We start from the raw sequence: 24,640 nt of genomic DNA, 5'->3' as shown, positions 1-24,640 counted from the left end.
ATGGCATTCCATCACCACTACAGGCTACCAGAGGGGAATGTGCATATTGCATTTTCTGGTGGGCGTACAAGCGCATACATGCTGCACTGTATACTAGAGGCCAATGGCGACCTGCCTGATCGCGTCAAAGTCACATTCCAAAACACGGGGCGCGAGATGCCGGAAACGCTCGATTTTATCCAAGAATGCTCGGAGCGGTGGCGTGTCCCAATCATATGGCTGGAGTACATGAACGAGCCACCGCGTTATAAGGTAGTAAATCACAACAGCGCATCTCGAAATGGGGAGCCGTTCGAGGAGTTGATAAAACGGCGCGGGTTCCTGCCAAATCGCGTCAACCGATTTTGCTCTGTGGAAATGAAAGTGCACACGTCGAGACGTTATCTGGTCGCTTGTGGGTGGTCCGAATGGACCAACTGCACCGGGATCCGCGCAGACGAGCCGAACCGACGCCAACCTAAGGGCGTAAAGGTGAAGGGAACACGACATTACGCATGGCAGCCACTAATTGACGCAGGAGTAACAAAGCGCGACGTCGCAGAATTTTGGGCCTCGCAGACCTTTGATCTTAGACTCCCGAACGTTGGGGGCAATTGCTGGCTCGGGAATTGCGATGGATGCTTTCTAAAGAGCGAGAAGAATCAAGCGGCTTTAGCCAGGGAGTTCCCAGAGCGCCATGCGTGGTGGGAACGTATGGAAAAAATGGCAGAGAATACAGCGAGGCTGCCAAATGGGGCCAGATTCCGAGAAGAATGGTCAAAATACGAGCTTCGCCAATTCATTGAGAGGCAGGGCGACTGGATCTTTGATGATCAGGGCATCTTATGCCAAGCGGAAGCCGGAGAATGCGCGTGGTAGTTTTGACGCCTAACCCACCACTGTAGAAGGGGGCCCGAGGAATGACCGCACACCGCGACATGCACCGCGTCGGTGATCTGGCAACGGGAACGCTGTTCGTCACGCGCGACGTTCTGGATGGCGAGGTGCGCAACACGTTCTATCGCCGCGAAGATGGTCGCGCGTGCAGATACGATGGCAACGTCCCCGTGGCGCGTCTCGGGCTCATACAGGCCAACGCGGATGGCGAGGTGCGATACAAGCGCGCTCTGGACGTGCCGTGCCGCGATCCGGGCGAGATGCACGGATTGGTGCCGTGCTACCTGGTCAGCGACTTTGGCGACATATCGTCGGTGCTGTCGATGCCGGCGAATGGCGAAGGAAGGGGTTAAAGAATGACCGAATGGAGACTAATTGAGACCGCGCCGAAGGATGCTTTGCTGCTTTTGGCTTGTGAGTTCATGCCGAACGATTGGCGTATAAAGATCGGAGGGTGGCGAGAAGATGTTGGAGGCTGGCAAATCTTCGGGGCGTCTTGGGAACCTACCCACTGGATGCCTCTTCCGGCGCCGCCCACAGGGGGCAAACACATGCAAGACGATCACGAATGCCCGATTTGCGCCGTACCATTCAAGACGGGCGACCTCTGTTCTACTGATATCGACCTCGGTATATGCCACGCGGAATGTCTAGAGGGCTCGCTAGTCGTTGATCTGGACACGGGAGACCCGGTTGATGGCCCTGCGGGCATATTTAGCTACGAGCCGCCCAAAACTCAAGACTGACACCAGGTAGAGATAGGAGATTGGAAGATGGGAAGGGTATGGTCAACGACAAAGAGCACCATCATGGCGATTATTACGATTGAGGTGTTTCTCTGGATGTTTGGCTTTTTGCCGGAATGGCTGCTGTAATGCACCGCCTGATCTGGCGTCACCCTCTCAAGCTGATAGCCGTGGCGGTGGTGCTGTCTGTGGTGTTCTATTGGGTGGGGTGAGAGGCGGGCCGGGCGCTACTCCGGCATCCGCGTTTACGGACTCGATGCATCTCCGTTCCCTAGCTGCTTTTCGCAGCGGACATAATATGCCCAAACGGCGCTTTACGTCAGTCTACGATGCGTGTCTGCTTCCCACGCCGCCGCCTCTGCCTTCCCTATACCACATCAATCGCGCTCAGGGAAGAACTTCTTGATAGCTATCTGCCCGCGCTTGTCGGTCAATGCCTCCTTCAATGCCTTTGGTAGTGCGCCGGCATCGTGGAGGAATAGCAGGGCTTCCTTCGCCTGCTTCTTCTTCTCGGTTATCTCGGATTCCATAAGCCGAAGCTTCTCAGCCTGGAGCCGCGCAATCTCTGCCTCAACCTGTTCAACTGTTCTCTCTGCCATCATTCTCTCCCTTGTTGGCAAGGGGGCAGAAAAAGGCTATAATGCGTTGGTTGTCAAGGATACCTCAATGTCAGGCTTAATCGACCATTTCCTTTCGTGGCTGTATCTGCGCCGGCTGTGGGGGCCGCGCTGCATCGAGTTTGACCCTAAATGCACGGTATGCCAGCGCTGGCGTGAGCATGACGAGATATTCAACGATGTCTAACGCTCGTCAAACTCGTTATCGGCTACGAACTGCCCTGCCAGCGCATCAGCATTATGTTTCAGCACCTGAGCTGCGGTGAGCCTTGAGATGTAGACGCGACCATCCGGCGTGTTGACGTAGATGCCCTTACCGTCACGGTGCATATAGAGCATCCTGATCCAGTCGCGGGATTCCATCATCGCTGGAACACAAGCGCGGCGAACACCTCACCGCACCCCTCTTCATCAATCATGTCGTGACACTCGATAGCCTCATACCCCGACACGTGCAGGAGTATTTGCAGCCGGAACAGGTAATCGGAGACCTTGGGGTTATCGGTCATGCTCTGCCTCGCATCCATTCCATAACGTCCGCCCCGAACTCAACGTCCTCGAAACATTGTACCCTCCGTCTTGCGTCCGGTCGAGGATCACAGATCGTGAACACGGAAGCGCCGCGCTGGTACTCGGGGAAGCTGTTCACCAATGCATGGTGGTCATGCCACTTGTATCCGCGTAACTGGACAAGCCATGCGTTGTGGCCCTTGTCGGGTATCTCCAAATCCTGAAGCGCGAAATTGTGCGTGTGGCCGGTGTAATACACGTCAGCCATGTCACCGAGCTTCGCGGCCCTGAGCGTCCCGTGCAGCTCGTTCCAGATCGAAGACCCCTTGCGGCCATGCGCGGCGTCCACCTTGATCTCGGTGCCGGTCGGGTGCGTGACCTTGAACTGCGCTTTCCAATCAATGATCGGGATATGCGTCCCGCCCAATCGTTTCTGGAAGTCCGATCCGCCGTTCCACTCGTCGTGGTTGCCGAGAATCCAGCACAGCCACTTTACCCCGGCATCGAACATGAACCATTCGGCAAGGCGCTTCTCTGTCGCCGCGCTGGTCTCCTGCTCAGCATACAGCCTCATGAGACGCCCGACCCAGTTGTTGGTCGTGTCTCCTATGTTGATGCCGTACACGCCGTCGCGGCGGGCTATTTCGAGGTGGGATTTCAGGAGCGGAACATTGCAGCCCGGATCGCCAAGGTGCGGGTCTCCGAAGGCGATGACGCCATAGGGCTTGGTTTCCTTCACGCGGACCTGAAACCACTTCCTTGCGGCTGCGGCCTTGTGCTTGCGCTTGAAGCCCTTTTCGAGACGGTCTATGATTGCCTCGATTGGTTCCTCGTCGTCTCCGAGCGTCACGAAGTCTGGATATTCGATCCGGTCTTCATCGTCCTCGAAGGTTGCTTTCAGCCAGCGCTGCAGGGCGCTTTCTGAAATGCCGAGCGATTGCGCGGCGTCCTTCTTGGTTCCATGCGTCTGGACAGCGAGCTTCGCCGCCTCGTGCTGTTCCGGTGTGATTGCACGCGGGTCTCGTTTAGCCATATTGTGCCTCTACAGACAGATTTCGGAAAAGTGTCGGTAACGTCAGTGCGTTCCTGTTGGCCCTCCTGATCCGAAATAGCTCTGTAGCCACGCGCCGATGCCCCCGCCGCCAAGAGGAAGGGCGGTGAGAAGCCCGAGCCGGAATGCCTTGCTGCCCGTCAACTTCTTGTCGAGGTCATCCAGCTTGTCGTTCATCTTTGCCACCTGCTTGAGCAGGCTTTCCACCTGCGTCTCGAGGACGGCAAGACGCTCACGCTCGTTTGCGGTCATCTCAGGCCCTCCCCATCATCCGGCAGATTTCGACTCCGGGGACAATGGCACCAAGGCCGGTCAGCGATGCGGCCATACCCAAGCGTGCGATTGGAGCCCCGACGATCATGCCGACGACAGCACCATCCATGCCGTATACCGGTCCACCGGATTGACCGGGGACAACAGCGGCATTGATGGGGACAATGGACGCCCACCGGCCGGCGCTATGCTCGGATCCAGAGACGCGGCCCCATACCGACACGAACTCCTCGGAGACGGGATTGCCGTGGATCACGATTTCGTCGCCATATGCGGGCGTCGTGCATGAGAGGTAGGCTGGGGAGATAGGTAGGGATACGCGGATTGCCGCGATATCGTACTTGACGTTGGTCCAGAGGACTTCGCCCGTCACGGTCTCGCCATCGGCTGTCTTTATCGTGACGGTAGCCGCATCATCCACGACATGCTGCGCGGTGATCACCATGTCATGGCCGACATAGAATCCTGTGCCGTGACCGGTGCCATTGATGACCTTCACGGCGGAATCGACGGGGATTGTTTGGGGGGATTGGAAGGTGTTCAGCGTCACGCCGACCAGGATGGCGGCGAAGCAAAGGACGGTGAATTTCAGGCCAGCGATACCATATTTAAGCATGGCTGGCCTTTCTGCGGAGCAGCGCGCCCATGACATAGGCGAGCAGCACCACGCGGATGATGCAATTTTTCATTTACGATTTCGCGGCTATGGGAGGATTAAGCCGCGCCCTGTCTAGGAGGGTTGCGGTAGGCCCTCGTACCTTTGTGTGCCCTTGGTACGGGGGCCGCTCAGATGCTTGATTGGCTCAAGTCTGTTATGGTATATTGAAGGCAGAGGCGGCGGCGTCGATGACACGGATGACGGTAACACCGCACATCGAGGTCGGGAGACTTGCTCACGTAAGTCGCAACCTTGGGAACCCGGACGCAGAAAAGGCTGGCGCAAGCCGTCCCGCCTCTCATTTCTTCAGCCTCGCAAGCAGGCTCTCACCGTACCTCGCAAGGAACAGTGACCCGATAATCACGCCCGCCCACTCATCAAGCGGAGAAGGCAGGGCGGCGATCGACCACGGTTGAGGAAACGCGCATCGTGCGCAGAAGAACACCGAATAGATGCACACCGACGCAAACCAGAAACCCAAGGGGGCAATGAAGAACAGCGGGAACCACCACCCCCGGCCGGTCAGGATCCGCGCCTGAGCCTCCACGTAGGTCTCAACTGCATGCGTCTTGATGCGCTCGCGCTCGGTCTCGTTATCAACCTTGTGGTCAACGGTATCGAGGATGCGCTTTAGCGTCCCGCCCGTGAGCCATGAAAGGATGGTGCCGATCAAAGCGACCATCCCCGCTTCTTGGCAATGACGTAATAGCCTTCGACGGCAAGGCCGATCACAACCGCCACGACCTCAACCAAGTCCGGGTCGGCGGCCAGCTCTCGGCCGATCTCCGTGGAGCCGAAAAACGCCGCGCCAACAAGATAGCGCAGAAGAATGCGTGCCCATGCGGTCATTTGCGTGCCCTCGCGATGATATCCAGGATAGCTTCGATCAAACGCGCCAGAATGCCGCCAGAATTGGCCCGTGGCGCGGTTTCTGTGTTGTTCTGGTGGGTGGGTGCGGGAACCGGCTTTTGCGCGCCTGCGGCCTTCTTTTCGCCGTACCCGATGGCCTTCAAGTCGGCTTCGTATTCCTTGGCGAGTTTCGCTATGTCAGCGGCCTTGTCCATGCCGTTGATGATGCGGCGCGCATTGCGGTAGTCGGACTTGGACAGCGTGATATAATCGGATAGCTTCTTGCCGGTGAACCAGCCATCCTTGGACCCGACCACGAGGATCTCTGCGGACGCCTCAGGCTCCATCACCGCGTCGGGATCGGACAGGAAATCGCGTCCCAGCTCGCGGCTTGCCTTCTCGTAGTTGAACTTCCAGGTGAGCTGGACAAAGCCGCGGCCATACCACGGGTAATAGCGCAGATTCTTCTTTCGCCAGCTTTCTGACAGCCAGTAGGCTTCCCTCACAGGCTTCATAGTGTGCGCTGTTTCGTGCCAAGCCGTGGCGAGGACATAGGCCAGCTGGGTACGCAGCAGGCCATGCTTCTCCGCCGTGCGGATGATCAACCGCGTGTGGCCTTTGTCGAGGTCCATAGCGTTCCTTTCCCGCCGGTCGCCCGGCGCGGTTGCTTGTGTCAGGTGATGTTGAGGGGTTGCCTTACGGCCAGTACTGATCGTCTGCGTAGTCTGCCGGGATCGGGTCGGAATCCTTGAGCGCGCGCGCCGCAAAAATGTGCGCTTGCTTGTGCGCCAAAGCTGCCTGCCCGAATGCGTAAACTGTCTGCGCGTCCATCGCGTGCTCGGTGTTGTCAGCCGCGATCCAGACGAAATCGCTCGATCCGCCATGCCAGTGGTAATCGCCGGGCTGCGCGCCGTTCATGATCGCGCCCAGCGCCGCCGTAGCTGCGCCCGCGATGTTCTCGCGATCCTCCGGCCCGGATTGATACTGGACGCCATTGAACATGAACCCATCCGCAATGCGCCGGTCGCGCTCGGCATTCACGTCTGCGGCGGTAGGCGCGGGCGTCTGGTATGGCTGGATCACACCTCCGCTCGCCTCCCATTCCGCGATCATCCGGCGATGCCGGTTGGAAGGATCATCCGGGACAGATACCTGCTTGCCGTCAATGATGGCGATGATCGTGCCGGACACGGTGTATTTCGCGCTGTCGATCATGGTCACAACTCCGCATCAGCCGTGAACGTGACTGTTCCAACGAAAACATTGCCGGATGCGCCGCCGGATATCGAGAAGATCGGTGCAAATCCGTCTGCATCTTCATTGGAGTTAAACAGCGAGCCGATCGTGCCGGAACCGCCGCCAACTCGCGTCCCGGAAATCGTCATTGTTGGCGAGACGCGCTTTGTGGCCTTGAACCCAACGCGGTTGAACCGACAATACGAAGCATTGTACTGGACATAGATGCCGTTCAGATCGGTGCCTTCCTCGTAATACCGCTGGCACAGGAACAATTCCTGCCCCGGATGGCGCGCATCGAAATCTGTCGCCTTGTCGCCCATCTCAAGCTGAGGCAGTGAGAACGTCCCGCCGGAGAACCGAACCGTCACATCACTGCCGCCGGTCAGCGTGACGGTGCCACCGTTGGATACGGCATTGCCATTGACAGTTGCCGTTGCCGTCCCATCCCACGACAGAACGTAATCGCCGGACAGGATAGCCCCGCCCTCGATGACCTGCTCGACGCCACCAGCAGGCGCCGTGAACGTGCGGACGCCTTCACTTTCCGTCCACGAAAGCGACTGGCCAGATGTGACGACACGCCATCGGTCAACGGTGTATTCGTTTGCACTGGAAGTCGCCGATCCGCTCGTATAGCCGCGCTGGTTGATCGTGCCCAGCGCGTTGATCAGCAAGTTTTTGCCACCGCCGCCACCGCTCGCAAGGGCGGCGATTGCCTGAGCCACGTTCGCCGGCGACATGGAGCGAACCGCCGTTTCGGTACCGGCCTCCATCTCGGCTTGCGTGGCCTGCGGGAGATTGCCGCTCGTCAGAACCTGAGACCACGGTCCCCATGACGAAGAGCCCTTATATCGTACCCATGTGGACACGTTCTGGCCCGACGCGTCAGGGTCGCCGGCGGAATAGCTAACAGCGCGCATAACGGCCCGGCCTGTTCCGCTGTACTGCGCCTCAACAGAAATCGACCAAAATGATGCGGTCTCCGGCGGGAAGGTGCCAGAGTTTCCGACCCCATCGGGGTCCACCAGACCTTTGAACCCGGCATCAACGGCATCAATGTCGATGCTGCTTACCGTCCCGTTGTATATCAATCCAGAGTTTGAGAGCGTGGCCGCAAGCGCGTTGGTGAGATTCGCTTCCGGCACTTCTCCAAGCGCAGTCCACGCTTCGGACTGAGTGTCAGCCTCGAAAACACCCTCTCCGACAGTACCAGCGCCTAGATCACCCGGAACAAGCGTGACGGCGCCGCTCTTGCCGTTGACGCTTGAGACAGCGCCCGTGCCGGCATCACCGGTCCGGGAGAACATGAGGCCGATCGGTGTTTCGTCGGGGTACGCAGTCGCGCCCCCATGATTGGAGATCGCTACCTTGACGTAGCCCGTCGCATCGGTGACGCCGGTCACGTCGAACGTGGTCTGCGCCTCGCTGTCGGGGTCCGTGATGGTCAGCGTGCCCTTCACGGCGGACGTGCTGTCGTCGAGCGCGAGGAGCCATGCCGAAACATCGCTGCCGCCACGGTTCGTTTTCGACACGTAGAGTTCGGTCGCGGCGGAGAGGTCGCTATCGTCGGCCCGGAAGTTGCCGGCGCCCGGATCGGCGTCAGCCGTGGCCGTGTCGAAGGTCATGAATATGCCGGGATCGGCGCCGTCCACGCCCTGCGGCCCGCGGATCGACCCGGACGGGCTGCCCCACGTTCCGCCGGCCTTGACGTATGTGTCGCCCGTGTCTGTGTCGAGATAGGTGTCGCCGTCATTGCCGATGCTGTCGGAAGGCGTGCCCTGCCCGGTATAGTCGAAGCCGTCGCCACGCGGCCCCTGCGGCCCCTGTTGACCGGCAGGACCGCGCCACGCGAACGGACCGGCCCAATCGCCATTGGTCGCTGACGCCTTGACGTAGACGACCAGATCACCGCTCGCGTCATCGGTGACGCCGTAGATGAAGCCCTGCGCCTCGTCGTCGTAATCGTCGCGCTCGGCCAGCGTGCCCATTGCACCGATATCATCCAGAGCGATACCTGCATTGATCCTCGCCACGATATCGGCCATCTGCCGGTTGGCGATGATGGTGCGCGCAGCCTCCGCGCTGTCGAGCACAATGTCATAGGATGCGTTCGTCGCCGGATCGCCGGTCCACGGGCGGGTGAGCGTCAGCTCGGTGTCGCTCACCACCTCCTCGATGACGGCTGCATCGGTGCCGACAAACAGGATGCCGCCCGCTACGAGAGCGACCTCCCAGGCGGTGCCGGATCCGATTACAGTCGTGCTGCCGTTCGAGACCGTGACGGTCCCGTCCGAATATCTCTGCGTCATGATTTCCCTCTAGGTGACTGGAAGGGCCAAGATGTAATAGCGGATGCCGACGACCCTCTCCTCGTACTGGACGACGAGGCCGTCATTACTGTTCCATGTAAGGCCGCTCGGATTGCCCGGCTCGGTGATGAACGTGACCTTGGTGTCTTCGATTTTTGCGACGCAACTGTCGGCTGACATTTGACCGTGATATTGGTGGCCCTGCGACATGTTCAGAGCGATCATTTTACGGGCCATCGGGCCGTAATAGTACGTGTACCCTGTCCCGACGCTTCTGTAGATTTGAGCCATCCAGATCGGGTACGGATAGAATTTCCCGCCGGGGTTCTGGAAGTTGATGACCCGCGTCTTGTTGCTCGCGTTGACCGTGACGTAGCCCTCTGCGATCACCGGGCAGTACGGGAACCGGCTATCGACCAGAACGTCCGCGAGGTTTGGCGTTGCAGCCGACCCGGGCTTCTTGATCTGGATGTATTCTTCGCCGTCCGCGACGCCTTTGAACAACACCTTCGACCCGCCGCTGGTCTGCGGCCTGTCGTCGTATCCGAATGCGATGTATCGGCAGATGACGTTGTACTGCGTCGGGTTCCGCAGCAGCAGATTTCCCCCGCTCACTTTCGACTGAACACCGAGCGCCCAATTCGAGTCCGATCCGCCGCCTTCGTACAGAGGCGGGTGATATGCCGGCGTCCCTGATCGCCAGACGATGTAATCCACGAACAGGTTCGAGCCGTAGTTTATGCCGCCCGGAAGCGGAATCGTCTCTGTCGAGTTTGCAGAAATGGTGACTTGGCCCGACTTGACGACCTTGAGCGGCGTCTTTGTCGAGTCGATCAGCAGTTGGTTCGCGTTTGCCGTGTCCACATCGAAACCGGGGCGCGCGACCTTTGCTTGCGTCGGCGTGATACTGACGATTTTCTGCCCCGGCGATGGCGTCCCGCTGACCGGGTTCCACGCCCGGTTATCGGCTGGTAGCGGGAGGTGGCAGTAAATGATCGGATATTGATCGTTCCCACTCCCATAAGAGGAGGAGCCAGGATCGGCAAAGTTGAGATCAGAGTACAACTCCCATCCCACGTAGCCACCACTCGCCTGGCTTTCGCCAGTGTTCCACCAATATCTGGCGAGAGATCCGTAGGTCGTATAGTGGCCGGTGAAGATGACAGACCCGCCGGTGCCAGAAGCCTGCCTCACATACCGATAGCCGTAATTCCCGTTCAGCCAGCCGCCTGACGTAAACTTCTTCGAGATGCAGACATTCGGATAGTTGTAACCGAGCGTGTTCTTGATCAGCTCGTAAATGTCGTACTGGTATGACGACCCGTAGAATACTCTATACTGAGCCGTGTTCTTGTTCGTGCCGGACGGCCAGAAGCGATAGCTGAAATCGCCGTACGACCCGAAATCCCGCGCTTCCTTGGTGAAGATGCTGATCGGCTCGAACTGGTTCGGATTCAGCGAGTCGAAGTGCATCGACCCCCAATCCGAGACGGACAGTTCGTGCGGTTCTGCCGATATGCCGTCACGCAGAATCCGCAACGCACTCTGGTTCGCGTTGCTGTCGTGATAGAGCCACATCTTTGGCATCAGGTCGTGATCTCCACACCTTCGACGTTCGGCGCCAGAATGCCGAACCTCGCCTTGCCGGATGGCGTCTCGAAGCCCTCAGCGATGGCCTCGCGGAAGCGAGCGATCTCGGACACCAACTCGCCATTCTCGAACACCAGCGGAAGCGCATCGTTCGTGCCGTCAGTCACGACGAAACGGCCCGTGTCGATCACCACGTCACGGATGAACCCGCCATTGCCATCGTCTGAAACCCGGATGGACAGGCCGGACTGCGCGAACTGGTCGTTGATGGTCGCGCGGGCCAGAATGTCGATTGTGACCAGAACGCTACCCTGCCCGGCATTGGCCTCGAACTTGATCAGGCCGCCGGCTGCCAAGTTGTCAACGTTGGCCTGAACCTGCGTGATGGCCTGCGCGTTCGCCTCCGTTTCCGTCGCCGTAGCCTCGAGCGTCTGGATCGCGGCTGCGAGGCTCCTGTCCGTGCGCTTGACAACAGCCGTCTGCTCGACAAGCCTACCGGCACCGATGGCCGTGTCTGCCGCGATCAGCTCGACATTGCGCGCCAACTCGTCAAGCAGCGTCGAATGGCGCTTGAGCAGGTCGGAAATGTCGTCCTTGACCTGTCCAAGCCCGACAGAAACATCACCGGTCGGCACATCCGGCGTCGTGACCTCAACCCATGCTGACGGCGTGACTGAGCGCGTCGGATCGGTCTCGAAGAAATACCGGACCTCGTAGACCGTATCGCTCAGGACACCTTCTGCCAGGTAGGCCACGGTCGCATTGCTCTGCACCGTGCGCTCGAATACCACGTCCGGGTGATCCTTGGCACGGTACTCCAGCGTGATCGCCGTGATGGTCGGGTCATAGACCGCCGTCCAGCCTGCCCGGATGGCCGGGTAAAGCCGACCGTCATTGCCGGCGCCCGTCACGCCCGTGACCGAGAAATCGAGCAGTTCGGACTGGTATGCAGGCGTGGCCGGTCCAAGCGGCACGGGCGGCGGGGCAACTGTGCCGACCGATGTGTAAATGTCGCCGGAACGCTCCTGCAACTGCAGCACGACGCAGCGCGGCTTGTCGCTCTGCAGCGTCACAAGGCTCGTGTCGGTCACGAGATATGTCCGCGTGCCGTATTTCTCGGATTCCCACACGATCCAGTCGCCGGGCTCCAGAACCTGCCATCGCGGGCGCACCGTGATCGTCGCAGTCGCCTCGAACCGGTTCTCGCTGAAATAGATCGACGCGAGCTGCGCGGCCTGCCGTGCATACGGGACCGTGCCGAAGTTCATCGACACGTCCTTGGACCGGCGATCCGTCGCAACAATGATGACGTCCGTGGCGCGCTCGTAGGACACAGGCGACCACTGGTTGTCGGGGTCGGGGAACGTGCCGGAAACCGAGTTCACCAGCTCACTTGCCGGACGCAGCCTCTGGAACTGCACCCGCTCACCGACGATCAGGTCGTCATCGGTCAGCGTTGCGACCGGCGTTTGATCCGTGCCGATGATCGGCCACACGCCATCCACGGCGTGCACCACCATCCCGCCGCACGAAGTCATCAGCGCGTCGATATTGTCGCCGTGTTCCGCGTTGCAGTCGAAGCCGATGGCACAGCGATAGCGCGGCCCGCCATCCTCGACAACTTCATCGCAAATATTCGCCGCGATGGTGTAGCGCTCGATTGGAAGGTTGTTGGCGTCCTCGTCCATGCCGCAGAACAGGTCGCCGTTGATCTTGAACCCGCGACGATAGGCGTAATCCATCAGGACCGGGTTTTCGCTGAACTCCCACGTGGACGGGTCGTCCCAGCGATGATTGCCGGAGCCTCCCATCGTGCTGTCCTTGCGCCAGTCGTAGAGCGGTGCGCCCTTCCCCTCGAAGAAGAAATTCACGACATTGCCAAGCTTCTCGCGGTCGTATTCCAGCGTGACGATGATATATGCCACGCCGAGGCCGACATGATCCGAAGTCCACCGGCCGGCAGGATCCGATCCGTTGACCAGGTAGCTGTCTGCCGTGGTCTGGCGACCGTCAATGAACTTGACCCATATCTTCCCGGCATACTCGCCGCTATCCACGACATTGCCCCTGCCGCCCTCGACAGCGCCGAGCGTGACTTCCTCGCCGTCGATCCACACCCGGTCCAGAGACGTGCAGTAGAAGTCCGAGACCGCATAGACCTGCTGGAAATACTTGTTCGCGGCGCCCATCGTGTTGGCATAGACGTAATGGCCCGCAATGCCCCAGCGCCCGCAGCGGACAGTGCGCGACTGGTCGGCGCCGTATTGCACGTCCAGCTCGACACCGGAGACAGGCTTTGCCTCTTTCGGCTTGAACAGCGCGGAGATCGCGAGATTGAGGCCGATGGACAGGACGGCCTTGCCGATAGCGCCGAGGCCAGCGACAAACGAGCCGACCGCACCTACAGCCGTGCCTATGGCCCCGGCGACCGCGCCAACGGCCCCGGCAATCGCGGAAATGATTGGCATGGATTATTCGACCCTGAATGCCTTGTTGATCGCCGTGACGGGATAGACCTCGACGGCTGAATGCGTGATGGTCCGGCCTTCGCCGTACAGCGTCTTGACCTCCAGCCCGCGTGACGTGACGACGCCGCAGCTTTCGACACCATCGCGAATGATGGTCGCGAGATCGCCGCGCATCGCGGACAGGCGGTTGACCTCTGGCAGAACGCTCGCAAGCGCCTCGCCAACGGTGGAGAAGCCGTGCTTCTTGAACAGGCGGTATCCGCCCGCCTCGCTCGAGTATTTGCGCAGGTGCGGCAGCAGCGCCTTGCCGGTCACGGCCTTGTACGCGTCACACGCCATGCACCAGCAGTCGGAACGGCCCCATTTGCCCGGTGCGGCGATGTGCTTCGCGATGACGGCTTTCAGCCGTGCTTCCCAATCCATGCGGCGCATCAGTCTTTACCCCACTTGACTTTCACGCGCCCCGTGGTCGCGGCGTGCTCGAAGAAACGGTCGCCGGGATTGCGGCGCTTCTGGTCATCGTCACTTCTGATCCGGCCATTGGTCCTGCTGTAGTCGATGGCGCGGCTCTCGCACTCGATGGTGGCAATATGGCCGGTATCCGGCTCCTCCGCGTGCGAGATGGCATTGATGTAGCCCCGCATCATCGCAATCGGATCACCAAGCGGCACACCCGTATCCGGATGCGTATGAAGGTCGTAGATCGTCACCGGCCGGTCGCGGTAGTCGTAGCTCTCGATATCGAGGATTACCTGCGGCGTCAGGCCGTCATCGCTGCTTTCGGACAGTGTGATCGTGAAGCCCTGCGCTGCCGTGCCGGTCGTGCCGGGAATGTCGGAAATCGAGATGATGCCGGCCGGGAAAGGGTGATAAGTGATGCCACCCCATTCGTATGGCGACACGGCCTGGATGATGCCGAACGGCCCTTCGCCAAGATCGAAGCGGATCATGCCGGCAATGGCCGTCCTGCCCTCGTCCAGCATGGCTAGAACTGCTGTCGGGTAGTTCCTCATAGCACCTGCACGCCCTGGAATGAGACTGCCGGGTAGCCGACGCGGGACGGCGCCGAAAAGCTGTCCTTGACGAGCCGGAACTCGCACAACGGGCGATAAAGCTTGGCGACGGCTGCCGTGGTGAACATGGACGGCACAAGCGGCTCAACGGTCACGGACAGGTTGCCGGAGCCATCAGCCGTTGCGTCCTCCATAATCTCGAAATAGCCATACCGATCGCGTGACGATATTTCCTGTTCGAGCCCGATCCGGTCGCCCGCGGTTGCCTGATAGCCAGCCGGGACGCCGGTCAGGTCGATCTGCCCTGGTGTCGCAAGGCTAGATACCGTCGCCACGCCATCCCACGGCGAGCCGCCGTCGTCTGGCATCTGTCCATCGGACATATAGGCCAACGGCAGGTCACGCGAAGCGTCCCATGCGAGGAAGGTGCGGAGACCGCCGCGCAGAGACTTGCCCCACGACTGCCACGCAATGCGGTCGCCATCCATGAGTTGCGGCGTTTCGAACGTGCCGAACCATACCGGCTCGCGGACCCGCGACACGGTTGCGCGCCTGCCCCGGCTGTGAACGGCCTGTTCCGTGCCGGGATCGAGGTCAATTGTGCACTCCGCGAGGCGGTCGTTGAGGATTTGGCGCGGGAAGGTCAGCGTCATTTCAATACCCTGCGCTTCTGCGCACTCTGGATGGTCTCGACAACGCGGGTTGCGAATTCTGCGCGGTCTCTGGCGATGACGGCCTCAAGCCGCGCCACGGCGGCGCTATCCGCGCCCCTGGCGTCGATCTGCGGCGCATAGGTGACGTTGATGCTGTCGTTTGCAGCACCCGGAGCATTGCTGTTCGCCGCCCCGACATACCCGCCCTTGGCGTAGCCGTAGTTGAGCGCGTCGAGGTTCTTGACGCCGATCTTGCGCGTGGCCTCCGCCGTCATGACGTATTCGCCGGCATGGACAACGCCTGCTGGCTGATACTTGCCGCCCGGACCGGTGTATCCGCCACCGGCAAAGTTGACGCCAAGGAAGCCGCCCACCAGCGACTGGAAGAACCCGCCGCCGAAGACGCCTGAACCGCCTTGAGCAAGATTGATGTCGTTCAGGTACTTCAACACGGAATTGAGCGCCTGCAGCGCGGCATCCTTCCACGACAGGGTTTGGTCCAGAAGCCCGCGGAAGATGCCGCCAACGCTCTGCCCCAGCCCGGACACGGCGGACTGGATTTTCTGCTGCATCTCCTCCCACGCCTTCTTGGCCTTGTCGGCAGCGTCCTTGAGCGCCTTGCCGGCCTTATTCGCGCTTTTCTCTACTTCCTCGTTGGCCGCTGCGATCTCGCGGGCACGCTTGGCGATGGCGTCGAATGCCGCGCCGGCGTAGTCCTTACTGAATGCGTCTTCGTATGCCTTGTTGATCGCCGCGTTCAGATCAGCCGCAGCGCCAGCTCTCGGGTTGTTGAGTTGCGGCGCATAGATCGCAGCGTCGATTGTCGGGACATCAGCATACACTCCGATCTTGCGAAGCTGCTTCTGAATACCGAGCATCATGTCGTTGAAGATCCCGGCGGCGCCCCGCGCCATTGATGCCAATGCATCAAGGACTCCCTGAGCTGCTTTGTAACCCAAATCAGTCAGGGCGCCCGGCAGGCCCTCCCACACGGCCTTGACGGCGTTGAACGCCCCTACCCAATAGCCGACAAGGAAGTTCGTATACACCTTCACGCCTCGGACAATCATATCCCACGCACTGGCGAACCAAGGCGCAAGCGCGTCGATGGCGGGCTTGATAACGTTGTAGATGCCGTCCTTGATCAGCGACAGCGTGGCGAGCATCACGTCGCCCATGCCGACCGTCGCTCCCTCCGTCTGGTTGATCTCGTAGGTCAGGCCTGCGAATGCGGCCGCGACACCTCCGGCCACCACAGCTAGCGGGCCAAGCCTTGCCGCAAACGTGCCAATCTGCCTCGCGCTGTCCTTGATCGCCTGGTTGAAGCCGCCGTTACCCATGTAGAGCTGCCCGATCTGCGCGACCTGGAAGCCAAGGTTCTGGAGCGCATAGATCCCCATCGTCGGCGCGGTTGCGATGGCCTGCCCGATGTCGATGAGCTGATAGGACAACTGGCGAGACTGGAACGATGCAGCACGCGCCGCCTTCATTTGCGCCTGCACCGCCATCGCGTTCGCCTTCGCAGCGGCGGTGTGCGCATTGGTCGCTGTCGTGACGGTCTTTGTCGCGCCGGCGAGCTGGGCGGACGCAGCGGCCGCACTGCGCGACGCTGTGGCAATGCTGGACGTGGCCTGCGACGCCTGTTTCGAGGCAGATGCAAGCTTCTTCTGCCCCGCCTCCGCCTTGGTGGCGGCGCTGCTCATCTTTTCGAGGTCAGCCGCAGCCTTGGCCGCGCCGGAACTCTCGATCTCGTAGCCGAGCTTCGCAACGGTCATTGCGTTACCTCAAAACATGGCGTCGAACAGTTCAGGCGTCAGCGGCTGGTCCGGTGCACGATCATCGCGCTTTACCCAGCCGACGAATTCGAACATCTCAACGCGGCCCTCAAATCCCACGAGGATCGCGTTGATGTCGGAGTCGAGTGCCTGCTCCTCGCTCCAGCCAAGCCAACCAATCGCAATCTTTTCCAGATTAGCCGCGAAGGTGGCAAACGCCTCATCCGGATCTACTGATCCGTCTGAGGGTTTTCGTCTCCCGACCCTCCGGCGTTGTCGAGCGGACGCCCGCCATTCGCAAGGTTGGTCAGATAGGTCACGACCGGATCGGCAAGGCCGGGCATCCCGGTGCGCCACACGGCTTCCGCGATTTCGTTGACATCGCTCGCCTTGGCGCCAACGCCGGCAGCGATCACGCTGACATACGCATCGAGGTCGAGATTGCCGATTGCGGCAAGCGCTTTCTGGAATCCGCCGAAGTTCTGCGAGACCATGCGAGCTGCCCGCAGCGTCGGCTTGAGTGTGTAGGGAACGCCGTCCAGTTCGATTTCGACGTTTCCGGCACCGATTTTCGGCTTGTCAGCCATGCTTCATGCCTCCTTACGGTGCCGCCACGCGGACGATGTTGGAGTTGATCTCCAGCGTCACGTTGAGGGTCTGGATGGTGTTGGCCGTGCCGCCTGCCTCCTGGCTGGTCGTGACAAGCGCGATGAACAGGCGCTTTTCGCCGGTCGGCCACGTGATGCGGAACGCGTAGTTGTTCTTGTTCGAGCCATCGGCGGCAGCAAGAAGCGCATCCTGACCGGGATCATCCGGGATGATGGCAAAGATGTTCTCCATCGAGCCGCCGTTGGCCGTGCCCTTCTGCTTGATATCGCGGCCGCGGTTGATGAGCTGCGACGTGACGATCTCGGCAGTATCGCCAATGGCGCCGGCCTGCTGCCAACCGTCGATTGATATCCACGACTGGCCGTCAAAATCGGACTCCACGAATGGAGTTGCTTTGTCATTGAGAACACCGCCGATTTCAATGGTGCTCCCAGACACAAGGGTGAGTGCCATGAGACATTCCTCTTTCTGATGATTGCCCTTGCCGAAGGGGCGTCAGCGGCGTCAGGCGAAAGCCCAAAACTCGACTGTCACAGGTACGTGAATGGCCTGATCCTCGATGATGGCAGGCCCGACATTCGGTCGCGTGATGATCCGAAGCGTCACGCCTTCTTCCGTGATCCGGTCGTCGCACGGGAAGTGCTCTGCGACCTGCCCGGCCACGTCTCGGGCTCGCGTCTCGCCCGTGCCCGGCTTGTCGAACACATCGACCATGAACAGGCCGGTGTAGCGGTGCAGCCCGGTTGACTGGATGAACAGCCGATCGGTCGTATTCGGCACGAATGTCGCGCGCAGGTACCGGCCATCGGCTGGCGGATCGAAGTCGATATTCGGATCTGCAATCGGCAGGGCCGGCGTGAGCGACAGCGCGTGCAGATGCCGCATCAGGCCGTTGAATATCCGGGCTGGCGTTGTGTTGGCCATGATGCTAGTTTCCTGCCTTCGTCAAATGGAAGGAGAGCAATGATCAGGAAGTCGATACCCGCCGTGCTGTCCGCACTCGCCCTGGCAGGCTGCGTCAGCACAGAACCGCAAACACCGCCGACCTACACCTTCAACGCACCTGCAGACGCGACCAAGGCCACCATTGTCAGCGTCTATTCCGCAGACGGCTTCATCGTGCAGCGCGAGAGCGACCATCAGGTTGTCATGCAGCGCTTTCGCGGCGGATCGGACCTGAAACACTCATTCTCCATCGTTGGATCGTCACCGACCACAGTCACCGGGAACATCATGGTCGGGCTAAACGACTTCACCTGGAACGCCGGCGCCCGCTCATTCATGGATGGCTACATGAGCCGTGTTCGCGCCATGACAGGGCAGTGATGTCCAAGGATAAGCCGCTATCCGACGACGAGATCGAAACCTTCATTCACGACCGATTGCGCGTCTCTGTGCCGCTCAAGGCGGAAACGCCGTTCGGTGAGGAGATTTTGCGCCTCGTCGTGTCTTGCGATATCGCTGCGCTTCTCAGGCTCGAAAAGCTACGATCCGGCGATGTCGTTCTGTTCTCCGTCAAGGAAATGCTCGCCAAGATCAAAGACCGAAGCGAGACCTGACCTTCGCCGCTTCCTCCTCGACAATCGTTTCCCACCGCTGCGCGACCATCTGAACCCACGGCCTGGGTCTCATCTTCGACGTGCCGTAGTGAACGTATGCGCCATACTTGGCCGTGTAGCCGAGATACAGCGTTTCCCCGATCTCAAGCCCGTTGATCGTCAGGATCACGTCGCCGTAATCGGCCTGCACCGGCACGCCCGGATTGGGCTTGGTGAGCCCCGGCATGGCCGTTGTCGATGCGACCAGAGAGGCGCGCAAAAACCCGGTGCGGCGATAGTCCGTGCTCGGGTCGCTGTAGATCAGTTGCGTGATCAGGTCGTCCAGTTCATGCACAAGCCGCTGGCTGGCCTCGCGGAAGATCGCCTCTTGCGCCTCAATTACGTCCTTGCACCATTCCTCGACGGTGGCGGCAAAGCGGTAGGTGGCCATCTATCCGCCCACCCTCGCCCGATACCTGCGAATAGCCGCAGCCGTGTGGTCGATCTTGTATTCCGCCCGGCACATGCAGTTGATGGTGTGCCGGATCGGCGCATCGGGATCGTGCGGATAACGAAGCGTCGTGCCGTCCGGGGCAGTGAAAGCCTCTCCGAACCGCACCTTCTGTCCGTTCATCGCGATATGCTGCAAGCGTGGGTTTTCGCGTGGCGTGTGCTTCCATGTCATAGTCACATCGGACGCGACCAGCTTGCCCGCGTCGATCTGCTGCTGAATGGCATCATGGCGGCTCTTGGAGAGCGCCAGGAACGTTTCATGCCGCGCAAGGGTCTTTGCCCTCTTGTCCAGCGCGATGCTTGCGTAGCGGCTTGCAATACCATCTGCCTTGTCTGCTGGCAGCTTGCCGCCATCGCGAATGATCTTGGCTATTGTCCTGTCGAAGCGGGCATCCCTGTTCTTCAATTCAAGATACCGCCTGAGCTTGACCGTATCGCCTTCGATCAAGGCCCGCCTGATCCAGCTTACGGTTTCCATCTGGCGGGACGTTAGCCCGATCAGGCCTCCAGTTCTCTCATTGCTGCCATTCATGCGGTAGCCAGCAATGCGACGGGCCGTTGACCAAGGATTGTCGCCATGCGCAAGACCTTCGGTCAGAACCTCACGCAACCCGTCCTTCTGATCGGCCGTGATTTCCCGCACCATGTTGGCGGCATGGTCCCTCAGGGCACGCTCGGCCACAGTGTTGCGAACACCCCACGAAAACCGAATTGGCACACCATCTGGCTGCGTCACACGGGGCAGGTTATCCACCGTGGACTGCCCGCCATCGTTATAGGCTTCCAGCAGTGCAACCTCGACACGCGAAAACGCGTCCTCGTCAAGACTGAGTACCTCTATCGCACCCGAAATATCGCCATGCTCCAACCGCGATGTGACCGTGCTGAGGATGATGCTGTTGCTGATCTCGCTCACTGCCTCAAGAAAGGCTTGACGGACGGCTGGATCATGCTTGCTGAGCAACTCCTCCAGCACTTGCGCATCGGTCTTGCGGGCCATTAGCGCCTCGCCTGTATCTCATAGAACACATCAAGCCCGCCCGGCGATGTTGGCGATACCCTGACTATCTCATGCCGCACGCCGCCGATCTCAAGCTTGTTGCTCGTATCCGGCGTTACCCTGCCGCCATCCGAAGCGAGGTAAACACGCTTGTCGCCTTGCTGGATAAGCGTTCCATCGACCTCGCTATTGGCAAAATCGAACACCGCAACCGTGACTTCCGTTTCGGTCTCCGTGACGGTCGGATTCCACGGGTCTCCACCGGTCGCATCGAGCACAATCAGCTTGGCGACCTGTCCGAAGCGGGCGATAAGCCTGTCCGCAGTATCTCGCGTCTTGGCGTAATTGAATGTCATGCCCGCAATACCCAGCTAGTGCCCCCGCCCGTCACGTCACCGCCGGTCAGAAGACCCTGGATTTCATCCATTGCCATTGCGACGATGGTGCGGGCGTCATCCGCTACAGATGCGCCACGAACGTACTCCACTTCGATTTGCCCGACCTTCTCACGTTTGACCGCATCGGACGCCTTGAACTCGGCATCGAGCGCGCCTGGGCTCGTCAGTTCGGCACGCGCAAGACGATGCTGAGCAAAAATCACCTCTGCCGGAACCTCGTCGGTCGGAATTATGTTACCTTCCCCGTCAGCCACTCCCTCACGCGGCCATGCGCGCGGCTGCGAGCGGCCCTCAAGGCGGCGCCCCTTCCACGACAAGCTATCGAGATAGACGACAGCGCGGCGAATGGCGGCTTCCTTGTCCGCAGTCGTCGCGGTCGAAGCAGTACCGTAGAAGTCGGTATCCCATGCATCGAATGCCGCCACGTCCGCGTAGCAGTCCGCACCAGCGACTATGCTGCCATCTTCAACGATAAGCGCCATGACGCACCCCTAGCGGTCCGAAACCTCAGACATGATGATTGCGCGGGCCTTCTCGGCCACAGTCTGCCCCTCGGACGGAACAAGCGGGCCTTCGCCGCCTATAATCCTGTTCGCAAGCTCAACCTGCCTTTTCCAGTGCAGGGATTCCCAATCCTCGGGGATATCGACACGGTCGCCAGCCTCAGCTGGTTTCGCCCTGGCCTCGCCCTTGATCCTCGCCTTTTCCAGGCGCATCAGGACATCGAAGGGGACGATCTGCCCCGGTATGAGGCCATCCTTGTTCACATCAGCCATCAAAAGCCTCCATCGTTTTGTCGAGGGGCAGAAATGCCCGCCCCTCTGCAAAGCGATGCTTCGCCTAGTTGGTCCACAGGAACGCCATCGGGACGTTCTTGCGCTCGACAACACGGTCCCAAACCGTTTCGTCAGTAAGCTCGGTATTGGTGAACGACACACCGGCCGGCGTACCAGTCTGCTGAAAGCCGAACGGATGCAGGATCCACGTGTTGCGGGTCCACAGCGTCTCAACGCCGCCACCGTCGCCAAGCTCGGGCGCACGATCGATCTCAACCGGAACGGTCGGAGAACCCTCGCCATAAGCAAACGCGCCGGGGCCGAACAGCACCGACAGGTACTTGTAGCCGCTCGTGGTGCCGGCAACGACCGGCAGGCCGTCATCAACGATGATGCGGCGACCCTTGTACGAGCGATAAAGCAGGTTGCCCTCGGAGTCGCGAACGTCTTCCGCGCCGTTCTGCTCCGTGATCTGCTTGGCAACCATGGAGTGGACAGCAATGGCGGTCACACCATCCACCATGTCGCCCATGGTGTAGGCGGCATCAATGAACGCCTGCTCTGACCAGCGGGTTCCAGGCCCCTGCGCGGTGGTGTCCTCGACAGCAATATCGTGCGTCATGTCACCGCCGTCATTCGCCGCGTTATCGGCCTGAACGCCAAGAACGGAAGCGACGAGCCGACGCTGCCACTGGCGCATCCAGTAGGTGCCAACACGGTTGCGGACATGCTGGATGGCGTCCGTGCCCATAGCAAGCTCGACAGCAAGGTCGGTCGCGGACCAACCCTGGTTCAGGAACGCCTTGCGGGTGATCTGCTCGCCCTGCGTCACCTTCTTCGGCGTGGCCGAGGAACCGGTGTCATCGGTCGAATAGTTGGGCTCGTCATCCGCATTCAGATCCTTCCAGAACGGGAGTTCCGCGATCTTGCCATCGGCATTGGCGAGCGTGTCGAACAGGTCGGTGCGGACCGCAAGACCTGCCTGGAAGAAGTCCGTCTTCTCGGGCGAGTTGACAGGGTCAAGGTCCTGGAAGACCGTTACGTCGATAATATCGGAAAGCTGAGTAGCAGCCATTTTGATTTACCTCATCATTTGCGGTTAGCGCCCGCTTCCTTTTTGAGGCGCTCGTATTCCGCTGGGTTTTCACGATGGAGCGCAACCTTTTCGTCACCGGTCATTTCGCTCCATTTCTTGCGCGTGCCTTCACCCTCACCGCCGCTGCGACCGCCACCATTCGGTGGCGTCACAAAGGCTTTGCCTTCGCCTGCAGCCCACCGCTTGACGTATTCGGTGACCGGCATCGGTCCCATATCCGTCTCGACAATGGCCTTACCGTCTTCACCGGCCTTCACGTTGCCTTCGAGCAGCGCACGTGCGGCCCTTACATAGGCGGGTTCGTTAATGCCGGCTGCAATCAGGGCGTCGCCCAAATCACGCTCAATGGCGAAGCGGTGAAGCCGTGCTTCGGCCTCTGCCTTGGCCTGTTCCGTCGCCGCAAGCTTGCCCTCAAGCTCCTGCCGAATCTTGATGACTTCCGCTTCGTCGGGTTTGCCGGTCTTGGCCTTGTCCCAAACCTTCGGGTCGAAATCGTCTGGGACGGCCTCTGCCTTAGCCTTGAACGCGTCGCGCTCCTCGATGGCCTTGGTCTTGTCCGCCTTCACTCGTTCGTAGGCATTCTTTAGGTTCACCACGTCTGGGTGTTCGTTGATGCCTTCGACCTGGAGGAAGAATTTGCCGTCTTTCTCGGCATAGAAGGGTTTGATCGCGTCATCGACGCCATCAAGGGTTTCAAGCACTGTTTTGAGCATCGCTCTAGTCCTGTTCTGGTAGCCGTCATCGACGGCGGGTTAAGCGGCATCCTCTTCGGCCCGCTCGTGAATGATTGCATCCGGGTCATCGCCTAGCTGCAACAATTCGTCTTCAACTTCCCGCTCAGGGTTGGCTATGCCACCACGAAGCAGGTTCTCGTAAAGAGTTCGGTAGCTGAACCCGCCAGCCTGCCAGCTTTCAACAAGCACCTTGACCTCTTGCGGTGTCAGCGTCGTATCCATCAGCGTTTCAGGCGGGCGTACCGTGATCTTCTCTTGCTCGGCGTCGGAAAGACCAAGCATCATTGCGATATTGCGCAAGGAACGTTCCAGAACTTCGCACGATACCTTCGCAACAGTGGACAGCGTGGCGGTCTCGGACGCGAACCGGAGCTTGCGGGCGTACCCGCTTTCGTTCGTATTGGACGTTTCCTGCGCGAGCAGCTTGGCACCGGCCATGATTGCAGCCTCGCGATTGTCCTCCATCGCGATCTTGTGAGCCTCGATGCCCTTACAGGACGGCGAAACATACTTGAGATCCGGCTGTGTCCCCTGCTCGCCGCTGCCAACCATCTCATGAATAGCCCCGGCACCGATAATCGTCGGGGCTGCGCCATTAATCGCTACAAGCGTTTCCTGGCCGCTCAGGAACAACTGCCATCGGTAGTCCGCCGAAAGCTGGTAGATCGCCTTTGCAGCGCGCGCTACGCCGATCAGAGGCGGCGGGACCATGTCAGTCGATATGTCCCGTGCATTCGCAACAACGAACGGGATGCGAGGCAGGGCCTGCCCGCCAAGCGCAGTCGGGATCACAGGTTCATCAATCGGCCCGCCGCTATCGTATATCTCCTGGACGTACCGGCCTTCCTCAAGGCGCAGAACGATGTAGCGTTCCTCGTCTATCCAATCGAAGCCATTGCGAACCATCCCGCTATCGTCAATGACGAAAAACGAACCGTCCGACTCCCAATTGATAACGAGATCGCCAGCATAGCCTGCGAGGTATGGGTCGCCACCATCGGCCGGAGCATCTGCCAGAACGCCGTAGCGGCCCAGGCGGAGCAGGTTGGCAGTAATCCTGCGGTGGAATGCCTCAAGCGTCAGGCCATCACTGGTAGCCTTCTCCCACAGGTACCCCATGGAGTCCGGCGTTTCGATCTCAATCTGCTTGCCATGGACGATACCGACCATAGCCGCGATTGAGGGGGCCACGATCTCAGGGAACTGCGCTCGCTCGATGTAAGCGCCATACATGCTCCGCCCGCCGTCAGGTTGGGTAGCAAACCCATTCGGGATCGGCAGATAACGCTTGCCGGCCGCTTTGATCGCGGATTCACCGGCAGAGGCGTCACGCATGAGACGGAATTCTT

Annotated in this window: 33 protein-coding genes; 5 read left to right on the top strand and 28 right to left on the bottom strand. The window is 60.1% G+C overall.

Annotated features, from left to right (window positions below; translation table 11 throughout):
* The 3 genes from HTY61_RS05075 to HTY61_RS19665 are packed head-to-tail and all read left to right on the top strand — an operon-like array spanning position 1 to position 1,622.
* Positions 1-858 (top strand): phosphoadenosine phosphosulfate reductase domain-containing protein, encoded by an 858-nt coding sequence (locus tag HTY61_RS05075; RefSeq protein WP_175275773.1) that lies wholly within the window; start codon positions 1-3, stop codon positions 856-858.
* A 41-nt stretch (positions 859-899) separates the two neighbouring features.
* Positions 900-1,229 carry a hypothetical protein gene (locus HTY61_RS05070; protein ID WP_175275772.1) on the top strand — a complete coding sequence of 110 codons (330 nt, stop codon included), beginning with the start codon at positions 900-902 and terminating at the stop codon, positions 1,227-1,229.
* A 3-nt stretch (positions 1,230-1,232) separates the two neighbouring features.
* Positions 1,233-1,622, top strand: coding sequence for a DUF551 domain-containing protein (locus HTY61_RS19665; RefSeq protein WP_428978277.1), 390 nt, complete (start codon positions 1,233-1,235; stop codon positions 1,620-1,622).
* A gap of 377 nt (positions 1,623-1,999) precedes the next feature.
* Here HTY61_RS19665 and HTY61_RS05065 read toward each other — a convergent pair whose 3' ends face one another.
* The 20 genes from HTY61_RS05065 to HTY61_RS04970 form a co-directional block, all read right to left on the bottom strand.
* Positions 2,000-2,221 carry a hypothetical protein gene (locus HTY61_RS05065; RefSeq protein ID WP_175275771.1) on the bottom strand — a complete coding sequence of 74 codons (222 nt, stop codon included), beginning with the start codon at positions 2,219-2,221 and terminating at the stop codon, positions 2,000-2,002.
* Positions 2,222-2,422: 201 nt separating this feature from the next.
* Positions 2,423-2,605, bottom strand: a complete 183-nt coding sequence (locus HTY61_RS05060) for a hypothetical protein (protein WP_210268623.1) — start codon at positions 2,603-2,605, stop codon at positions 2,423-2,425.
* Positions 2,602-2,748 (bottom strand): hypothetical protein, encoded by a 147-nt coding sequence (locus HTY61_RS05055; protein WP_175275769.1) that lies wholly within the window; start codon positions 2,746-2,748, stop codon positions 2,602-2,604. The genes HTY61_RS05060 and HTY61_RS05055 overlap by 4 nt, the downstream gene beginning before the upstream one ends.
* Positions 2,745-3,782, bottom strand: a complete 1,038-nt coding sequence (locus HTY61_RS05050) for a hypothetical protein (protein ID WP_175275768.1) — start codon at positions 3,780-3,782, stop codon at positions 2,745-2,747. Before HTY61_RS05050 ends, HTY61_RS05055 begins: the two co-directional genes overlap by 4 nt.
* Positions 3,783-3,824: 42 nt before the next feature.
* A complete protein-coding gene (locus HTY61_RS05045; RefSeq protein WP_175275767.1) occupies positions 3,825-4,052 on the bottom strand; it encodes a hypothetical protein in 228 nt (75 codons plus the stop codon).
* A 1-nt stretch (position 4,053) separates the two neighbouring features.
* Entirely contained in the window at positions 4,054-4,689 is a 636-nt protein-coding gene (locus HTY61_RS05040; RefSeq protein WP_175275766.1) for a S1 family peptidase, read from the bottom strand.
* Positions 4,690-5,029: 340 nt separating this feature from the next.
* Entirely contained in the window at positions 5,030-5,413 is a 384-nt protein-coding gene (locus HTY61_RS05035; RefSeq protein WP_246272934.1) for a hypothetical protein, read from the bottom strand.
* The gene (locus tag HTY61_RS05030) at positions 5,401-5,580 is read right to left on the bottom strand and encodes a hypothetical protein (RefSeq protein WP_175275764.1); all 180 of its coding nucleotides are present in this window, start codon (positions 5,578-5,580) and stop codon (positions 5,401-5,403) included. Before HTY61_RS05030 ends, HTY61_RS05035 begins: the two co-directional genes overlap by 13 nt.
* Positions 5,577-6,212: a glycoside hydrolase family 19 protein gene (locus HTY61_RS05025; protein ID WP_175275763.1), complete on the bottom strand. Its 636-nt coding sequence runs from the start codon at positions 6,210-6,212 to the stop codon at positions 5,577-5,579. The genes HTY61_RS05030 and HTY61_RS05025 overlap by 4 nt, the downstream gene beginning before the upstream one ends.
* 64 nt (positions 6,213-6,276) lie before the next feature.
* Positions 6,277-6,795 carry a DUF4376 domain-containing protein gene (locus tag HTY61_RS05020; protein WP_175275762.1) on the bottom strand — a complete coding sequence of 173 codons (519 nt, stop codon included), beginning with the start codon at positions 6,793-6,795 and terminating at the stop codon, positions 6,277-6,279.
* 2 nt (positions 6,796-6,797) lie between these two features.
* A complete protein-coding gene (locus HTY61_RS05015; protein WP_175275761.1) occupies positions 6,798-9,128 on the bottom strand; it encodes a hypothetical protein in 2,331 nt (776 codons plus the stop codon).
* Between the two features lie 9 nt (positions 9,129-9,137).
* The gene (locus tag HTY61_RS05010) at positions 9,138-10,715 is read right to left on the bottom strand and encodes a hypothetical protein (protein ID WP_175275760.1); all 1,578 of its coding nucleotides are present in this window, start codon (positions 10,713-10,715) and stop codon (positions 9,138-9,140) included.
* Positions 10,715-13,186, bottom strand: coding sequence for a phage tail protein (locus HTY61_RS05005; RefSeq protein WP_175275759.1), 2,472 nt, complete (start codon positions 13,184-13,186; stop codon positions 10,715-10,717). The genes HTY61_RS05010 and HTY61_RS05005 overlap by 1 nt, the downstream gene beginning before the upstream one ends.
* 3 nt (positions 13,187-13,189) lie before the next feature.
* The gene (locus tag HTY61_RS05000) at positions 13,190-13,618 is read right to left on the bottom strand and encodes a DUF6950 family protein (RefSeq protein ID WP_175275758.1); all 429 of its coding nucleotides are present in this window, start codon (positions 13,616-13,618) and stop codon (positions 13,190-13,192) included.
* The gene (locus HTY61_RS04995; RefSeq protein WP_175275757.1) at positions 13,618-14,199 is read right to left on the bottom strand and encodes a DUF2163 domain-containing protein; all 582 of its coding nucleotides are present in this window, start codon (positions 14,197-14,199) and stop codon (positions 13,618-13,620) included. The genes HTY61_RS05000 and HTY61_RS04995 overlap by 1 nt, the downstream gene beginning before the upstream one ends.
* Entirely contained in the window at positions 14,196-14,852 is a 657-nt protein-coding gene (locus tag HTY61_RS04990; protein ID WP_175275756.1) for a hypothetical protein, read from the bottom strand. The genes HTY61_RS04995 and HTY61_RS04990 overlap by 4 nt, the downstream gene beginning before the upstream one ends.
* Complete coding sequence (locus HTY61_RS04985) at positions 14,849-16,627, bottom strand: phage tail tape measure protein (protein ID WP_175275755.1); 1,779 nt, start codon at positions 16,625-16,627, stop codon at positions 14,849-14,851. The genes HTY61_RS04990 and HTY61_RS04985 overlap by 4 nt, the downstream gene beginning before the upstream one ends.
* Before the next feature lie 230 nt (positions 16,628-16,857).
* On the bottom strand, positions 16,858-17,214 hold the full coding sequence (locus HTY61_RS04980; RefSeq protein ID WP_175275754.1) for a hypothetical protein: 357 nt from the start codon (positions 17,212-17,214) through the stop codon (positions 16,858-16,860).
* A 13-nt stretch (positions 17,215-17,227) separates the two neighbouring features.
* Positions 17,228-17,689, bottom strand: coding sequence for a phage tail tube protein (locus HTY61_RS04975; RefSeq protein WP_175275753.1), 462 nt, complete (start codon positions 17,687-17,689; stop codon positions 17,228-17,230).
* A gap of 51 nt (positions 17,690-17,740) precedes the next feature.
* Positions 17,741-18,160, bottom strand: coding sequence for a DUF4128 domain-containing protein (locus HTY61_RS04970; RefSeq protein ID WP_246272933.1), 420 nt, complete (start codon positions 18,158-18,160; stop codon positions 17,741-17,743).
* 39 nt (positions 18,161-18,199) lie between these two features.
* On the opposite strand from HTY61_RS04970, the gene HTY61_RS04965 reads away from it, so the two are divergent.
* Both HTY61_RS04965 and HTY61_RS04960 read left to right on the top strand, forming a co-directional pair.
* Entirely contained in the window at positions 18,200-18,562 is a 363-nt protein-coding gene (locus HTY61_RS04965) for a hypothetical protein (RefSeq protein ID WP_175275752.1), read from the top strand.
* Positions 18,562-18,795 (top strand): hypothetical protein, encoded by a 234-nt coding sequence (locus HTY61_RS04960; protein WP_175275751.1) that lies wholly within the window; start codon positions 18,562-18,564, stop codon positions 18,793-18,795. The genes HTY61_RS04965 and HTY61_RS04960 overlap by 1 nt, the downstream gene beginning before the upstream one ends.
* Here the strand turns inward: HTY61_RS04960 and HTY61_RS04955 are convergent.
* The 8 genes from HTY61_RS04955 to HTY61_RS19435 all read right to left on the bottom strand — a co-directional run bounded on the left by HTY61_RS04955 (position 18,773) and on the right by HTY61_RS19435 (position 24,626).
* Positions 18,773-19,225, bottom strand: coding sequence for an HK97-gp10 family putative phage morphogenesis protein (locus HTY61_RS04955; protein WP_175275750.1), 453 nt, complete (start codon positions 19,223-19,225; stop codon positions 18,773-18,775). The two genes, HTY61_RS04960 and HTY61_RS04955, sit on opposite strands and share 23 nt — an antisense overlap.
* Positions 19,226-20,287, bottom strand: coding sequence for a structural protein (locus HTY61_RS04950; RefSeq protein ID WP_175275749.1), 1,062 nt, complete (start codon positions 20,285-20,287; stop codon positions 19,226-19,228).
* Positions 20,287-20,643, bottom strand: a complete 357-nt coding sequence (locus HTY61_RS04945; protein WP_175275748.1) for a hypothetical protein — start codon at positions 20,641-20,643, stop codon at positions 20,287-20,289. Before HTY61_RS04945 ends, HTY61_RS04950 begins: the two co-directional genes overlap by 1 nt.
* The gene (locus HTY61_RS04940) at positions 20,640-21,167 is read right to left on the bottom strand and encodes a DnaT-like ssDNA-binding protein (RefSeq protein ID WP_175275747.1); all 528 of its coding nucleotides are present in this window, start codon (positions 21,165-21,167) and stop codon (positions 20,640-20,642) included. Before HTY61_RS04940 ends, HTY61_RS04945 begins: the two co-directional genes overlap by 4 nt.
* 9 nt (positions 21,168-21,176) lie before the next feature.
* Positions 21,177-21,461: a hypothetical protein gene (locus HTY61_RS04935; RefSeq protein WP_175275746.1), complete on the bottom strand. Its 285-nt coding sequence runs from the start codon at positions 21,459-21,461 to the stop codon at positions 21,177-21,179.
* A 64-nt stretch (positions 21,462-21,525) separates the two neighbouring features.
* Positions 21,526-22,536, bottom strand: coding sequence for a phage coat protein (locus tag HTY61_RS04930; protein ID WP_175275745.1), 1,011 nt, complete (start codon positions 22,534-22,536; stop codon positions 21,526-21,528).
* 14 nt (positions 22,537-22,550) lie between these two features.
* Entirely contained in the window at positions 22,551-23,270 is a 720-nt protein-coding gene (locus HTY61_RS04925; protein ID WP_175275744.1) for a hypothetical protein, read from the bottom strand.
* 39 nt (positions 23,271-23,309) lie between these two features.
* A complete protein-coding gene (locus HTY61_RS19435; RefSeq protein ID WP_175275743.1) occupies positions 23,310-24,626 on the bottom strand; it encodes a DUF4055 domain-containing protein in 1,317 nt (438 codons plus the stop codon).
* Positions 24,627-24,640: the final 14 nt, after the last annotated feature.

Origin of the sequence: Oricola thermophila, assembly GCF_013358405.1 — a bacterium.
GTDB lineage: Bacteria > Pseudomonadota > Alphaproteobacteria > Rhizobiales > Rhizobiaceae > Oricola > Oricola thermophila.
This window is presented reverse-complemented; position numbering and strand designations above follow the sequence as displayed.

What these genes read in the sequence shown, in the direction of transcription:
- HTY61_RS05075 (WP_175275773.1), top strand. Translation starts at nt 1, where the DNA reads ATGGCATTCCATCACCACTACAGGCTACCAGAGGGGAATGTGCATATT.
- HTY61_RS05070 (WP_175275772.1), top strand. Translation starts at nt 900, where the DNA reads ATGACCGCACACCGCGACATGCACCGCGTCGGTGATCTGGCAACGGGA.
- HTY61_RS19665 (WP_428978277.1), top strand. Translation starts at nt 1,233, where the DNA reads ATGACCGAATGGAGACTAATTGAGACCGCGCCGAAGGATGCTTTGCTG.
- HTY61_RS05065 (WP_175275771.1), bottom strand. Translation starts at nt 2,221, where the DNA reads ATGGCAGAGAGAACAGTTGAACAGGTTGAGGCAGAGATTGCGCGGCTC.
- HTY61_RS05060 (WP_210268623.1), bottom strand. Translation starts at nt 2,605, where the DNA reads ATGATGGAATCCCGCGACTGGATCAGGATGCTCTATATGCACCGTGAC.
- HTY61_RS05055 (WP_175275769.1), bottom strand. Translation starts at nt 2,748, where the DNA reads ATGACCGATAACCCCAAGGTCTCCGATTACCTGTTCCGGCTGCAAATA.
- HTY61_RS05050 (WP_175275768.1), bottom strand. Translation starts at nt 3,782, where the DNA reads ATGGCTAAACGAGACCCGCGTGCAATCACACCGGAACAGCACGAGGCG.
- HTY61_RS05045 (WP_175275767.1), bottom strand. Translation starts at nt 4,052, where the DNA reads ATGACCGCAAACGAGCGTGAGCGTCTTGCCGTCCTCGAGACGCAGGTG.
- HTY61_RS05040 (WP_175275766.1), bottom strand. Translation starts at nt 4,689, where the DNA reads ATGCTTAAATATGGTATCGCTGGCCTGAAATTCACCGTCCTTTGCTTC.
- HTY61_RS05035 (WP_246272934.1), bottom strand. Translation starts at nt 5,413, where the DNA reads ATGGTCGCTTTGATCGGCACCATCCTTTCATGGCTCACGGGCGGGACG.
- HTY61_RS05030 (WP_175275764.1), bottom strand. Translation starts at nt 5,580, where the DNA reads ATGACCGCATGGGCACGCATTCTTCTGCGCTATCTTGTTGGCGCGGCG.
- HTY61_RS05025 (WP_175275763.1), bottom strand. Translation starts at nt 6,212, where the DNA reads ATGGACCTCGACAAAGGCCACACGCGGTTGATCATCCGCACGGCGGAG.
- HTY61_RS05020 (WP_175275762.1), bottom strand. Translation starts at nt 6,795, where the DNA reads ATGATCGACAGCGCGAAATACACCGTGTCCGGCACGATCATCGCCATC.
- HTY61_RS05015 (WP_175275761.1), bottom strand. Translation starts at nt 9,128, where the DNA reads ATGACGCAGAGATATTCGGACGGGACCGTCACGGTCTCGAACGGCAGC.
- HTY61_RS05010 (WP_175275760.1), bottom strand. Translation starts at nt 10,715, where the DNA reads ATGCCAAAGATGTGGCTCTATCACGACAGCAACGCGAACCAGAGTGCG.
- HTY61_RS05005 (WP_175275759.1), bottom strand. Translation starts at nt 13,186, where the DNA reads ATGCCAATCATTTCCGCGATTGCCGGGGCCGTTGGCGCGGTCGCCGGG.
- HTY61_RS05000 (WP_175275758.1), bottom strand. Translation starts at nt 13,618, where the DNA reads ATGCGCCGCATGGATTGGGAAGCACGGCTGAAAGCCGTCATCGCGAAG.
- HTY61_RS04995 (WP_175275757.1), bottom strand. Translation starts at nt 14,199, where the DNA reads ATGAGGAACTACCCGACAGCAGTTCTAGCCATGCTGGACGAGGGCAGG.
- HTY61_RS04990 (WP_175275756.1), bottom strand. Translation starts at nt 14,852, where the DNA reads ATGACGCTGACCTTCCCGCGCCAAATCCTCAACGACCGCCTCGCGGAG.
- HTY61_RS04985 (WP_175275755.1), bottom strand. Translation starts at nt 16,627, where the DNA reads ATGACCGTTGCGAAGCTCGGCTACGAGATCGAGAGTTCCGGCGCGGCC.
- HTY61_RS04980 (WP_175275754.1), bottom strand. Translation starts at nt 17,214, where the DNA reads ATGGCTGACAAGCCGAAAATCGGTGCCGGAAACGTCGAAATCGAACTG.
- HTY61_RS04975 (WP_175275753.1), bottom strand. Translation starts at nt 17,689, where the DNA reads ATGGCACTCACCCTTGTGTCTGGGAGCACCATTGAAATCGGCGGTGTT.
- HTY61_RS04970 (WP_246272933.1), bottom strand. Translation starts at nt 18,160, where the DNA reads ATGGCCAACACAACGCCAGCCCGGATATTCAACGGCCTGATGCGGCAT.
- HTY61_RS04965 (WP_175275752.1), top strand. Translation starts at nt 18,200, where the DNA reads ATGATCAGGAAGTCGATACCCGCCGTGCTGTCCGCACTCGCCCTGGCA.
- HTY61_RS04960 (WP_175275751.1), top strand. Translation starts at nt 18,562, where the DNA reads ATGTCCAAGGATAAGCCGCTATCCGACGACGAGATCGAAACCTTCATT.
- HTY61_RS04955 (WP_175275750.1), bottom strand. Translation starts at nt 19,225, where the DNA reads ATGGCCACCTACCGCTTTGCCGCCACCGTCGAGGAATGGTGCAAGGAC.
- HTY61_RS04950 (WP_175275749.1), bottom strand. Translation starts at nt 20,287, where the DNA reads ATGGCCCGCAAGACCGATGCGCAAGTGCTGGAGGAGTTGCTCAGCAAG.
- HTY61_RS04945 (WP_175275748.1), bottom strand. Translation starts at nt 20,643, where the DNA reads ATGACATTCAATTACGCCAAGACGCGAGATACTGCGGACAGGCTTATC.
- HTY61_RS04940 (WP_175275747.1), bottom strand. Translation starts at nt 21,167, where the DNA reads ATGGCGCTTATCGTTGAAGATGGCAGCATAGTCGCTGGTGCGGACTGC.
- HTY61_RS04935 (WP_175275746.1), bottom strand. Translation starts at nt 21,461, where the DNA reads ATGGCTGATGTGAACAAGGATGGCCTCATACCGGGGCAGATCGTCCCC.
- HTY61_RS04930 (WP_175275745.1), bottom strand. Translation starts at nt 22,536, where the DNA reads ATGGCTGCTACTCAGCTTTCCGATATTATCGACGTAACGGTCTTCCAG.
- HTY61_RS04925 (WP_175275744.1), bottom strand. Translation starts at nt 23,270, where the DNA reads ATGCTCAAAACAGTGCTTGAAACCCTTGATGGCGTCGATGACGCGATC.
- HTY61_RS19435 (WP_175275743.1), bottom strand. Translation starts at nt 24,626, where the DNA reads ATGCGTGACGCCTCTGCCGGTGAATCCGCGATCAAAGCGGCCGGCAAG.